General features: G+C 61.9%; 14 protein-coding genes and 1 pseudogene. 3 read left to right on the top strand and 12 right to left on the bottom strand.

The window, feature by feature from the left end:
- The 6 genes from EN925_RS08100 to EN925_RS08125 all read right to left on the bottom strand — a co-directional run.
- On the bottom strand, positions 1-797 hold a 797-nt coding region (locus EN925_RS08100; RefSeq protein ID WP_245487212.1), incomplete at its 3' end, for a Bcr/CflA family efflux MFS transporter.
- 247 nt (positions 798-1,044) lie between these two features.
- Complete coding sequence (gene grxD, locus EN925_RS08105; RefSeq protein WP_013532137.1) at positions 1,045-1,380, bottom strand: Grx4 family monothiol glutaredoxin; 336 nt, start codon at positions 1,378-1,380, stop codon at positions 1,045-1,047.
- A 141-nt stretch (positions 1,381-1,521) separates the two neighbouring features.
- On the bottom strand, positions 1,522-1,755 hold the full coding sequence (locus tag EN925_RS08110) for a BolA family transcriptional regulator (protein ID WP_010909092.1): 234 nt from the start codon (positions 1,753-1,755) through the stop codon (positions 1,522-1,524).
- Positions 1,756-1,880: 125 nt separating this feature from the next.
- Positions 1,881-2,393, bottom strand: coding sequence for a hypothetical protein (locus EN925_RS08115; RefSeq protein WP_127370286.1), 513 nt, complete (start codon positions 2,391-2,393; stop codon positions 1,881-1,883).
- A complete protein-coding gene (gene purL / locus EN925_RS08120) occupies positions 2,390-4,621 on the bottom strand; it encodes a phosphoribosylformylglycinamidine synthase subunit PurL (protein ID WP_013532135.1) in 2,232 nt (743 codons plus the stop codon). Before purL ends, EN925_RS08115 begins: the two co-directional genes overlap by 4 nt.
- Positions 4,622-4,740: 119 nt before the next feature.
- The gene (locus tag EN925_RS08125) at positions 4,741-6,150 is read right to left on the bottom strand and encodes a PLP-dependent aminotransferase family protein (protein WP_013532134.1); all 1,410 of its coding nucleotides are present in this window, start codon (positions 6,148-6,150) and stop codon (positions 4,741-4,743) included.
- Between the two features lie 92 nt (positions 6,151-6,242).
- Here EN925_RS08125 and EN925_RS08130 point away from each other — a divergent pair, with 92 nt between their 5' ends.
- Entirely contained in the window at positions 6,243-6,494 is a 252-nt protein-coding gene (locus EN925_RS08130) for a DUF1127 domain-containing protein (RefSeq protein WP_027162365.1), read from the top strand.
- Between the two features lie 76 nt (positions 6,495-6,570).
- Here the strand turns inward: EN925_RS08130 and EN925_RS08135 are convergent, their stop codons facing one another.
- The 6 genes from EN925_RS08135 to purC all read right to left on the bottom strand — a co-directional run bounded on the left by EN925_RS08135 (position 6,571) and on the right by purC (position 10,332).
- On the bottom strand, positions 6,571-7,212 hold the full coding sequence (locus EN925_RS08135; protein WP_013532132.1) for a Pr6Pr family membrane protein: 642 nt from the start codon (positions 7,210-7,212) through the stop codon (positions 6,571-6,573).
- Positions 7,213-7,215: 3 nt separating this feature from the next.
- Positions 7,216-7,623: a hypothetical protein gene (locus tag EN925_RS08140; RefSeq protein WP_013532131.1), complete on the bottom strand. Its 408-nt coding sequence runs from the start codon at positions 7,621-7,623 to the stop codon at positions 7,216-7,218.
- Positions 7,620-8,285 (bottom strand): glutathione S-transferase family protein, encoded by a 666-nt coding sequence (locus EN925_RS08145; RefSeq protein ID WP_013532130.1) that lies wholly within the window; start codon positions 8,283-8,285, stop codon positions 7,620-7,622. The genes EN925_RS08140 and EN925_RS08145 overlap by 4 nt, the downstream gene beginning before the upstream one ends.
- 84 nt (positions 8,286-8,369) lie before the next feature.
- Complete coding sequence (gene purQ, locus EN925_RS08150; RefSeq protein ID WP_024504558.1) at positions 8,370-9,038, bottom strand: phosphoribosylformylglycinamidine synthase subunit PurQ; 669 nt, start codon at positions 9,036-9,038, stop codon at positions 8,370-8,372.
- A gap of 213 nt (positions 9,039-9,251) precedes the next feature.
- Positions 9,252-9,494, bottom strand: coding sequence for a phosphoribosylformylglycinamidine synthase subunit PurS (purS, locus tag EN925_RS08155; protein ID WP_013532128.1), 243 nt, complete (start codon positions 9,492-9,494; stop codon positions 9,252-9,254).
- Between the two features lie 43 nt (positions 9,495-9,537).
- On the bottom strand, positions 9,538-10,332 hold the full coding sequence (purC, locus tag EN925_RS08160; RefSeq protein WP_013532127.1) for a phosphoribosylaminoimidazolesuccinocarboxamide synthase: 795 nt from the start codon (positions 10,330-10,332) through the stop codon (positions 9,538-9,540).
- A gap of 274 nt (positions 10,333-10,606) precedes the next feature.
- Here purC and EN925_RS08165 point away from each other — a divergent pair, with 274 nt between their 5' ends.
- Both EN925_RS08165 and EN925_RS40600 read left to right on the top strand, forming a co-directional pair.
- The gene (locus EN925_RS08165) at positions 10,607-10,927 is read left to right on the top strand and encodes a DUF1476 domain-containing protein (protein ID WP_013532126.1); all 321 of its coding nucleotides are present in this window, start codon (positions 10,607-10,609) and stop codon (positions 10,925-10,927) included.
- Positions 10,928-11,055: 128 nt separating this feature from the next.
- Positions 11,056-11,229, top strand: a pseudogene (locus EN925_RS40600) (2,4-dihydroxyhept-2-ene-1,7-dioic acid aldolase); the annotation flags it as partial.

The following is an 11,229-nucleotide window of genomic DNA, read 5'->3' on the forward strand; positions in this document are numbered from 1 at the left end:
CTCTGCGACAGGCGGCGCATGCCGATGCGGCCGACAAGGCGCGAGTTCAGAAAGTTGGAGAAGGCGAGCACGCCCGCAACCCCAGCAAAGATGACCGGGAACATCTCGCCGACTTTGAAAATGTCGACATAGATCTGCTGCGCCGAAGCGATGAAGCCGAACATGGCGCCGAAAATGAAGGTGCTGGCGAAGGCATAGCAGATCGCAATGCGGTTGGTGAGAACGATACGAAACCCGCCGACAATGGAGTTGAGCGTCAGCGGCCGGCGATGTTCGGGATGCAGCGTTTCAGGAAGGCGCAGCAGCGACCAGGCCGAGACGAGCAGCGCACCGACGGCCATGGTGACGAAGATCCAATGCCAGGTCGCAAACAGCATGATAAATTGGCCGATGCCGGGAGCAATGACCGGTATCGCCATGAACACCATGAAGATCAGCGACATCACCTCGGCCATGCGCCGGCCGTCGAACGTATCGCGCACGATCGAGACCGCGATGACGCGGGTGGCGGCTGCACCGATGCCTTGCACGGCCCGGCACAGCAGAAGTGTTTCAAAGCTTGGTGCAACGGCGGCGGCCGCAGCCGCGGCGACATAAATCACCAGCCCGGCGACCAGTGGTGCGCGACGTCCGAAGCGATCCGAGATCGGCCCGAAGAATAGCTGTCCGCCGCCGAAGCCCAGAATGTACGCCGTTATGACATACTGCCGGTGGTTTTCATTTTCGACGCCGAGCGAGGCGCCGATCTGCTGCAGAGCCGGCAGCATGATATCGATGGCCAGCGAGTTCAGCGCCATCAGTGCCGCGCACAGAGCGATGAACTCCCAGCGCGGAATGGGCAGTTTGCTTGCCGATTGCGGCGCTGGTCTTGGCTGGTCCACGGCAAGTCCGATCTTTCAAACGAAAATGCGCCGGCGGGCCGGCGCATTGGCTCGTCCTGGTCCTGGGGTCAGGACATGAAAATTGCCGAGGTGAGGTTGCCCCGGTGCCTGGTGCTCGATGCCCGAAAATCAACGTCGATTTAGGGCACGCACAAAACAGAAATCAGGCGGCGCCTTTGACGCTGACGCCCTTCTCGACGAGGAACGTCTGCAGCTCGCCCGCCTGGAACATCTCGCGCACGATGTCGCAACCGCCGACGAATTCTCCCTTGACGTAGAGCTGAGGGATCGTCGGCCAGTTGGAGTATTCCTTGATGCCCTGGCGCAGTTCAGCCGAGTCCAGGACGTTCACGCCTTTGTAGTCGGCGCCGATATAGTCGAGGATCTGGACGACCTGGCCGGAAAATCCGCATTGCGGGAAACCAGGTGTGCCCTTCATGAAAAGGACGACGTCGTTGCCCTTCACTTCATTGTCGATGTAGTCGTTGATGCCGCTCATGGAATATCCTTTCCCGCCTGTGGGAGTCAGGCTCGAAACATACCCTTCAAATAAACCCAACGATTGCTCGAAACAAGACGTTAGCCGCGCCGTGGCTGAAATGGCGCAAAGGATGAGCCGTGTTGGGCCAAGCGCTAAGGGTCAGTCGGGAACGCTGGTCTGCAGCGCCAGTGCGTGCAACACGCCGCCCATATTGCCCTTCAGCGCGTCATAGACCATCTGGTGCTGCTGGACGCGGCTCTTGCCGCGAAAGCTCTCGGCCACCACCTCGGCCGCATAGTGGTCGCCGTCGCCGGCGAGATCGCGAATCGTCACCTTGGCGTCCGGAATGCCGTCCTTGATCAGTTTTTCGATGTCGTGGGCATCCATTGCCATGGCAAAATCCTGTTTCGAGCGGCCGGTAGCCGGCCATAAGATGAGAGTCGGGTGAGCCTAAAGCCTTTCCGGTCCGGATTGAAGCCGTTCTGTCCCGCCAACGGCCACACGGCTTCAGAGAAAGACTAGGCCGGTGGGCTTGCTTCATCCTCGGCAACGTCCTCGCGTGTCGAGAAAGCGCGGCCAAGGCCGAAGGCAAGCACATAGAGCGGCGCGTTGAGCAGCAGGCTGACAATGGGGAGATAGCTCGTCATTTGCCAAGCCGGCGAGAAGAACCCTTGGCCATGGCCGTCGCAGATGAGCGACGAGCCGTACTCCCACAACGCGCCCACGACCACCGTGCCGGCGAAAAGCTTGACGCAGGTGACGATGTGCCTTGCCCGTGCCGGATCCGGGAAAAGGCGGCCCCAGAGCACCAGGCAGATGATCGGGACCGCGTAGAGGAGGTTCTGCAGCGCCAGCATCGGGACGGCGCCGTTCGCCGCGGCAAGGAACTCCGCACGTGTTTCCAGCCGCATACAAACCTCGCTCGAGGTTGTCGACAGCAGGAAAAAGACGAACGGTCCCAGGAACCAGAAGAAGAACAGCGACGGCCAGAAAACGACTGCAAGCAGCGCCCGGGCAGCCAGTGTGGTCAACTAGCCTGATCCATGAAGCGCGGGAACCAGCCTTCGTGAGCCGAGGAGAGTTCGCTGACCGGGATTGCCCTGGCGTCGCCAAGCTTCAGCGCGCTGCCGCCTGTGGAGCCGATCCACGGCGCGAAGATGCCAAGCTCGCCCTGCTGCTTGCGAATGGCGTCCCATTCGTCACCATGCGGGTCGATCGACAGCGTCAGCAGATAACGGCCCTGATCCTCGCCGAACCAGACCGGGATCGGGTCGGTGCCGACAAGGCCGGGAACGGTGGCGCCGATGCCGGACGCCATCACCATTTCGGCTAAAGCCACCGCGATACCGCCATCGGAAACGTCATGCGCCGCCGTGACGATGCCGGAGGCGATGAGCGCGCGCACATGGTCGCCGACGCGCTTTTCATGCTCGAGGTCGACCGGCGGCGGCGGTCCATCCGTGCGGCCGTGTATGTCCCTGAAATAGACCGATTGCCCGAGATGCGTTCCCCAGGACGCCGGCGCGCCGACCAGCAGGATCATTTGGCCCTCGGCCGCAAAGCCGGCCCGCACCATCTTCGACCAATCGGCGATCAGGCCGACGCCGCCGATGGTCGGGGTTGGCAGGATGCCCTGGCCGTTGGTCTCGTTGTAGAGCGAGACATTGCCGGAGACGATCGGGAATTCGAGCGCACGACAGGCGTCGCCGATGCCCTTCACGGCACCGACCAGCTGGCCCATGATCTCGGGCCGTTCCGGGTTGCCGAAATTGAGGTTGTCGGTTGCGGCCAGCGGCAGAGCGCCGGTGGCGGTCAAGTTGCGCCAGCATTCGGCCACCGCCTGCTTGCCGCCCTCGTAAGGGTCGGCCTCGCAATAGCGCGGCGTCACGTCGGACGAGAAGGCGAGCGCCTTGGTCGCATGGCCTTCGACCCGCACCACGCCGGCATCGCCGCCTGGAAGCTGCAGCGAATTGCCCTGGATCAGCGTGTCATACTGCTCCCACACCCAGCGGCGCGAAGACAGGTCGGGACCGCCGAGCAGCTTCAGCAGCGCGTCTGCAACATCGGCTTGCGGAACGTCATTGGCGGCCAGCGGCGCCGGCTTCTTCGGTTCGATCCACGGCCGGTCATATTCCGGAGCCTTGTCGCCAAGATCCTTGATCGGCAGGTTGGCAACCTCGTCGCCCTGGTGCAGCACGCGGAAGCGCAGATCGTCGGTGGTCTTGCCGACGATGGCGAAGTCGAGCCCCCATTTGTGGAAGATCGCCTCGGCTTCCTTTTCCTTTTCCGGACGCAGCACCATCAGCATGCGCTCCTGGCTTTCCGAAAGCATCATTTCGTAGGCGCTCATGCGCTCTTCGCGCACCGGCACCTTGTCGAGATCGAGCTCGATGCCGAGGTCGCCCTTGGCGCCCATTTCGACCGCCGAGCAGGTGAGGCCGGCCGCACCCATGTCCTGGATGGCGATGACGGCGCCCGAGGCCATCAGTTCGAGGCTGGCTTCCAGCAGGCACTTTTCGGTGAAGGGATCGCCGACCTGCACTGTCGGACGCTTCTCATCGATCTTGTCGTCGAATTCGGCCGAAGCCATGGTGGCGCCGCCGACGCCGTCGCGGCCGGTCTTGGCGCCGAGATAGACGACCGGCAGGCCGACTCCCTTGGCTTCGGACAGGAAGATCGCATCGGTCTTGGCAAGGCCCGCTGCAAAGGCGTTGACCAGGATGTTGCCATTGTAGCGGGCATCGAAATTGACCTCGCCGCCGACCGTCGGCACGCCGAACGCGTTGCCATAGCCGCCGACGCCGGAAACCACGCCTGAAACGAGGTGCCTGGTCTTGGGATGGTCGGGCGCACCAAAACGCAGCGCATTCATCGCCGCGATCGGCCGCGCGCCCATGGTGAAGACGTCGCGCAATATGCCGCCGACGCCGGTCGCCGCACCCTGGTAGGGCTCGATGTAGGATGGGTGGTTGTGACTCTCCATCTTGAAGACGACGCAGTCGCCATCGCCGATGTCGACCACGCCAGCATTCTCGCCCGGCCCCTGGATGACCTGAGGTCCGGTGGTCGGCAGCGTGCGCAGCCATTTCTTCGAGGATTTGTAGGAGCAGTGCTCATTCCACATCGCCGAGAAGATGCCGAGTTCGGTGAAGCTCGGCTCGCGCCCGACGAGGTCGAGAATGCGCTGGTACTCGTCGGGCTTGAGCCCGTGTGAGGCAATGAGCTCGGGGGTGATCGGCACGGAATTGGAAATGGTCATGGGCGGCGATTTTTATCCGGGACGTTGGGATTTTGAGTCCCGTCTTATCGCAAGCCTTGCGGCCGATACACCCATGGATTGACGAAAAACGACGGAAAACCGGACAAAGCCACGCAGTGTCAGGAGAAGCTGTCGTAGCCGGCGCGGCCTTCATCGAGAAGTCGCCGGATCACCGCAACGCCTTCAGCGATATCCCCGCGCTGTCTCGGCTGCGAAACGCCGAAGCGGACGCCATGGAAAACCTGCTCGGAACGGCCGGCCTTGAATTCGTCCTCGTCGTCGATCAGCACGCCGTGCTCCAGGCAAGCGTTCTTGAAGGTGCCGGAAAGCCAGGGGTCGGGCAGGGTCAGCCAGACAAAGGGCACCCTGTCATGCGACTTGAAGGCGAAGCCGGCCAAAGTCTCGCGTACGATGGCGATGCGGGCGCTGATTTCGGCGATGCTGCGCTTTCGTATCTCATCCGCCTGACCGGACAGCACCAGCCTTGTATTCACCTCCGCCAGCAGGAAGGGCATGCCGCCGGTCATCATCTTGTGGGCGACGCGGATGCGGTGGCGGTAGGCGGGCGGGCAGGAAAGCCAGCCGCCGCGCACACCGGCTGCGACCGACTTCGACAGGCCGCCCGCGACAATGGTCCTCTCAGGAGCATATTCGGCCAGCAACGGCGTCGGATCATCGGTCAGATTGCCATAGAGGTCGTCCTCGATGAGGACGACATTGTATTCGCGTGCGACATGGGCGATCGCTTCGCGGCGCGCCGCCGACAAGGTGGCCAGCGTCGGATTCTGCGCCGTCGGCATCAGGAAGATCATTTTGGGATGCTTTTGCGCGCAGACGCGCTCGAAATCCTGCGGATCGATGCCTTCATCGTCCGATGCCACCAACGCGGTGCGCCTGCCGATCAAGCCGGCACTGCGGGAAACCTGCGAGTAGGTGAGGTGCTCGAAGGCAACATAGTCGCCAGGCATGGTGAGCGCCGCGATCGCCGCCATCACCGCCGCATGGGTGCCGAGCGTGGGAACGATGGTGTCGGCATCCGGGCGAAAGGAATTGCGCGCCAACCAGCGGGCGCCGGCTTCGTACCATCGTTCGGGGAAATCCCTGGTGTAGCTCGAAATCTCATGCGGATGGTCCTGCGCCGTGCGCGACAGGACACCGGCGACAATGTCGCCCTGGCCGATATCAGGTGCTGCGGTGCTGTCGAAACGCAGCTTGCCTTTAGGCGCATCGATATAGCGCGTGCCTTCGCCGCCGACGTCCGGAGCCGGAAAATCCGGCTTCGCGCGCTGGCCGAGCACATAGGTTCCACGCCCGACCTCGCCGCTCACCAGCCCACGCTCGCGCAGCAATTGATAGGCCCGGCCGACCGTGCCGACGGTGGTGCCGATGTCGTAGGCGAGGTCGCGCTGCGGCGGCAACTTTGCGCCGGCATCGATCACGCCCCGATCGATGTCCGTCTCGATGGAATCCGCCAGCCGCTGATACAGCGGGCCGGAGCCGGCAGTGAGATCTGGAAGCCAATTTGTCATGGTGACAATTTTCTATATTGCACCGATAGATGAGTCAATACATATCAATCGCGTGCCAAAAGGGTACAATTTAGGACTTTGGCAGAAAGAAAATGAATACAATTGCGACAATACGTCATTCGAGCGCTGCATTATCGGCCCAATCGACACGCCCGTCGGCTCAGCGCGGCTTTGTCAGCCGCCTTGTGCGCGTGCTGAGGTCGCTGGCAGGATGGATCGACAACCTGCTGGATCGCCGCCGCAGCCGGTTGGCTCTGCTGGAGATGACCGACGACCAGCTCAAGGATATCGGCGTCACGCGCTGCGACGCCCACCGCGAGGGCATCAGGCCGTTCTGGGACTGACCGTGATCCCAAAAGTGGGAACCGGTTTGGGAAAGATGATGGTCCCGGGAAATCCGGACAGAAGGTCCGCACAGTTCTAACGGACCCTCGACGCCCTGGTGCGTGCAACGGCATGGTCCGCAAGGACGGCGACCACGCACAGCACGAGGAAAAGTCCGGTGATGGCTGCAGCTGAGATGACGACGCTGGTCGCGCCGTTCTTGGCGATGTTCAGGAAAGGGTAGGGCACCTCGCCGGCAAGCGGCGCCCGCACCAGCGCATAGACCAGATAAGCGATGGGATAGATCACCCACCACGAAATGTCGCTCCAGCGTGTCCGGCCGTCGGCGCCCGATATCAGCCACCACAGCACGAACAGCACCGGCGTGACGTAGTGCAGGAGAACATCGCAGAGCAGGAACAGTCCCTGCGGCTGCCAGAGTCGTGCCAGAACCGTTGCGTAGATGATGAAGACCAGTGCGATCGAAACCGCAACGCCGGTGCGCATCCGCGCCCCTGCAAAGGCCGGCAGCCAGGCATAGAAGGTGGGTGACAGCAGCGACGTGTACACCAGCACCGCGCCGATGTTGGTCAGGATGGTGAAGAAGCTGAAGACGAAAATGACGGAGCCAAGCAGGCTGCGGCCTGCTTCCATCGATGCAGGAATGCTGATGCAGAACTGCAGGATGAGCCCGGCCAGACCGATGACCAGCCCCACAATCTGCAGAAAGCGGCCCATGGGCTAGGCCGTCGCGGCGCAGGCCGGATTGCCGGCCTGCCAGCGGGAAATGTCGGAGCCGATGCGGGCGCCGAGCGGATCGTTCATCAGCGGTCCGAAGACGTCGACACGGCTAGAATTGCCTTGCGCCTGCACGACCAGCAAAGGTTTGCCGCCATAGTGCTTGGCCGGAACCAGCAGGAAACGCGGCGTGCCGCTGAACGAATTCAGCTCATTGGCCATCTGATACGGTTTGAAGGCCGGGTCCTTGCTGGCGATCCAGCATTTGTGGGCGGCGATCGCCACTTGTTCCATGGCCAGCAGCGCTGCACTTTTGCCCGAGGGAACAGGCGTGCTCTTTGGCGTCGACTGGCAGGATGCCAGCACAAAGCCCGCCGCGGCGACCAGCGCGATCGTCCTCGACTTGATCAAGCGGCACCCATCTCAAGCTCGGACAGGAAGATTTTCAAGCCGTCGGTCATCTCGCCCCACACACGCGACAATGCCGGGTGTTGCGAGGCGATCTGCTGGTAGGCGTCGAATTTGGGATAGGCGTCGAGCAGGTCGTGGCGTCCTGTCATGGCGCGGAAATTGTTGAAGATGAACCGCGTCGGCGTCAGCCAGGCATCGGCGAAGCTGATGTCGTCGCCGAGTGCGAAGGGCCCTTGCGCCATACGGGCCTCGATTGCCGCCAGTCCATGATGCAGGCGGGCGAACTGAGCGTCGATCTCGGCATTGTTGCGCTTCGGCACGGAATGAAGCTCGAAAAGCTTCATCAACGGGGTCAGCACATCGAGATCGGTGATGCGGGCGAACATGCGCACCAGCGCACGGTCCTTGGAATCGGGGGGCAGCAGCGCCGGTTCTGGAAACCGTTCCTCGAGATATTCGGCGATGACCACCGATTCGACAATCGTCTCGCCCGAGCCGGTGATCAGCACCGGAATCCGGTTCATCGGCGAGATGGCGCGAAACTCTTCCGGGATGGGAAAACCGGGCGGCGGCGCGATGATCTTGAGTGGTACGTCCTTGATGTAGGCCAATGCCCGCACGATCGACGAGTAGGGCGACAACGGCCGCGAATAGAGTTTCATGACCGTCTCTCTCCCCAATGAACCAGACTTGCTCCAAAGAGACAGGAATGTCCGGCTGTTTTCAAGCTGTTCGCTTCGATATCGTCAGGCAGCGATGCCGAGGGCGCTCTCGAACAGTCCGCGGCCGTCGGTACCGCCATGGGCTGCTTCGATCAGGTTTTCCGGATGCGGCATCAGCCCGAGCACATTGCCTTGGCTGTTGACGATGCCGGCAATGTCGTTGATCGAGCCGTTGGGGTTGGTGCCCTCGGCATAGCGGAACACCACCTGGCCTTCGCCTTCGAGACGGGCAAGCGTGTCGGCGTCGGCGAAATAATTGCCGTCATGATGCGCGACCGGCGAGCGGATGATCTGGCCCGGCTGATAGCGGCGGGTGAACATGGTGTTGGCATTGGTGATCTCGAGCTTCACCTGCCGGCAGACGAATTTCAGCGAGGTGTTGCGCATCAAGGCGCCCGGCAACAAGCCGGCCTCGACCAGGATCTGGAAACCGTTGCAGACGCCGATGACCGTCACGCCCGCGGCCGCTTTTTCGGCCACTGCCCGCATGACCGGCATGCGCGCGGCGATCGCGCCACAGCGCAGATAGTCGCCGAAGGAAAAACCGCCCGGAATGGCGATCAGATCGACATCGGGGATTTCGGTGTCGGTTTGCCAGACGGTGACCGGCGGTGTTCCCGAAATCTTGGTCAGCGCCGCGATCATGTCGCGGTCGCGATTGAGGCCAGGCAGGAGGACGACGGCTGATTTCATTTCGTTCGTAAGGCCTTTGTGCTTCGGCGAGTTAGCGCAACTCGAGGCGCTGCTCAATCCGTTCAAGATGTTGATCGATACGGCCTGCTATCGCGTAGATATTGTTGACGTCCGTTTGCGTGCTCAACGCCTGCAAGCCTGATCGCTACAATCTCGAGAAGCTCGTACATCAGTTCATTCGTGACTTCAGGCATCCGTGCCTCCGGCACAGCCTTAGGTAAGCGTCACACTATAATTCTCGATCACCGTATTCGCCAGCAGCTTGTCGCACATGGCCTTGAGGTCGGCTTCGGCCTTGGCCTTGTCGCTTTCCGCCAGCTCGACATCGAACACCTTGCCCTGCCGCACCGTGCCGACGCCGCCGAAGCCCAGGCCGGACAATGCGTGTTCGATCGCCTTGCCCTGCGGGTCGAGCACGCCGTTCTTGAGGGTGACGGTAATGCGGGCCTTGATCACGCTGGACATGCTCCTGTTCTGATTATCGGGTCGCAAACCGCGATCAGTGCGGCTTGCCTTTGAGGCCGTCGGTCGAGGCGACGAGCACCGGGCCGGTCGGGCGCGGCGGCTCGTTCTCGTTCATGATGCCGAGGCGGCGGGCAACTTCCTGGTAGGCCTCGACGAGGCCGCCCATGTCGCGGCGGAAACGGTCCTTGTCGAGCTTGTCCTGCGTCGCCACGTCCCACAGGCGGCAGGAGTCCGGCGAGATCTCGTCGGCGACGACGATGCGCATCATGTCGCCTTCGAACAGGCGGCCGCATTCGATCTTGAAGTCGACGAGCTGGATGCCGACGCCCATGAACAGGCCGGAGAGGAAGTCGTTGACGCGGATGGCCAGCGCCATCACGTCGTCGATTTCCTGCGGGCTCGCCCAGCCGAACGCGGTTATGTGCTCTTCCGACACCATCGGGTCGTCGAGCGCGTCGGCCTTGTAATAGAATTCGATGATCGAGCGCGGCAGAACGGTGCCTTCCTCGATGCCGAGCCGCTTGGACAGCGAGCCGGCGGCGACATTGCGCACCACCACTTCGAGCGGAATGATCTCGACCTCCTTGATCAACTGCTCGCGCATGTTCAGCCGGCGGATGAAATGGGTCGGAATGCCCATGCGGTTCAAATGGTTGAAAATATACTCGGAAATGCGGTTGTTGAGGACGCCCTTGCCGTCGATGACCTCATGCTTCTTCTTGTTGAACGCGGTTGCATCATCCTTGAAGAACTGGATAAGCGTGCCCGGTTCGGGTCCCTCATAGAGTATCTTGGCCTTGCCTTCATAAATGCGGCGGCGATTTTTCATCTGATTTTTCTCTGAGGTTCCGGACAGGCGGTATCAGACCATTTCCTGTCCGTCTGCCTGAAATAGTGCGGCTACGGTAGGGTTCAATGCCGGGTCTATCCCAATCACATCGTTTGCTCAATCGGCAAATCCTTCCAATCAACCGCTTTCGGGACTGAAATGCCGCAGCGCAGCATGCGATGAAGCATATTGACCGGCCCGCGACCTTTTGGTTTGTGCTTTGACAACGCACATATTCACCGCCAACGAATCGAATTTGACCCGGAGGGACGCCATGAGCAGCATGAAAGACCGTGAAGAGGGCTTTGAGCGTAAATTCGCATTCGACGAGGAGCTTCGGTTCAAGGCCTCGGCGCGCCGCAACAAGGCGCTCGGCCTGTGGGCCGCCGAAAAGCTCGGAAAGTCCGGCGCCGATGCCGACGCCTATGCCAAGGAAGTGGTTATCTCCGACATCGAGGAGGCCGGCGACCACGACGTGTTCCGCAAGATCCGCGGGGATTTCGACGCGGCCGGCGTCGAGCAGTCGGACCACCAGATCCGCCGCACCATGGACGAACTGATGGCGCAGGCGATCGAGCAGATCAAGAACACCTGATCCGGGCCATGCGCTGATCCCGCGGCCATACGCTGGACCAATCGACCGCCCGGCCTATCCGGGCGGTTTTTCTTTGCCTTTGCCGCGGTTTCCGGCTGAAACTGCGGTCGCTAACAAGGAAAGAGTTCATGTCCCTGAAGTCCCGCCTCGCGGCCGATGAAACGTTGTTCACCGCATGGTCCGGTGTGCCGGATGCCTTGACGGTCGAGATCGTCGCCAAGCAGGGTTTCGATGCCGTCACGCTCGACATGCAGCATGGCGGCCATCACGAAGACAGCGTGCTGCGTGGCCTGGTGCCGGTG

The organism is Mesorhizobium sp. M7A.F.Ca.US.006.04.2.1 (genome assembly GCF_004022915.1).
Taxonomy (GTDB): Bacteria; Pseudomonadota; Alphaproteobacteria; order Rhizobiales; family Rhizobiaceae; genus Mesorhizobium; species Mesorhizobium ciceri.

Excerpts from the sequence above, each read along its gene's own strand:
- grxD (WP_013532137.1), bottom strand. The coding sequence starts at position 1,380 with ATGAGCGGCATCAACGACTACATCGACAATGAAGTGAAGGGCAACGAC.
- EN925_RS08110 (WP_010909092.1), bottom strand. The coding sequence starts at position 1,755 with ATGGCAATGGATGCCCACGACATCGAAAAACTGATCAAGGACGGCATT.
- purL (WP_013532135.1), bottom strand. The coding sequence starts at position 4,621 with ATGACCATTTCCAATTCCGTGCCGATCACCCCCGAGCTCATTGCCTCA.
- EN925_RS08125 (WP_013532134.1), bottom strand. The coding sequence starts at position 6,150 with ATGACAAATTGGCTTCCAGATCTCACTGCCGGCTCCGGCCCGCTGTAT.
- EN925_RS08130 (WP_027162365.1), top strand. The coding sequence starts at position 6,243 with ATGAATACAATTGCGACAATACGTCATTCGAGCGCTGCATTATCGGCC.
- EN925_RS08135 (WP_013532132.1), bottom strand. The coding sequence starts at position 7,212 with ATGGGCCGCTTTCTGCAGATTGTGGGGCTGGTCATCGGTCTGGCCGGG.
- EN925_RS08145 (WP_013532130.1), bottom strand. The coding sequence starts at position 8,285 with ATGAAACTCTATTCGCGGCCGTTGTCGCCCTACTCGTCGATCGTGCGG.
- purQ (WP_024504558.1), bottom strand. The coding sequence starts at position 9,038 with ATGAAATCAGCCGTCGTCCTCCTGCCTGGCCTCAATCGCGACCGCGAC.
- purC (WP_013532127.1), bottom strand. The coding sequence starts at position 10,332 with ATGAAAAATCGCCGCCGCATTTATGAAGGCAAGGCCAAGATACTCTAT.
- EN925_RS08165 (WP_013532126.1), top strand. The coding sequence starts at position 10,607 with ATGAGCAGCATGAAAGACCGTGAAGAGGGCTTTGAGCGTAAATTCGCA.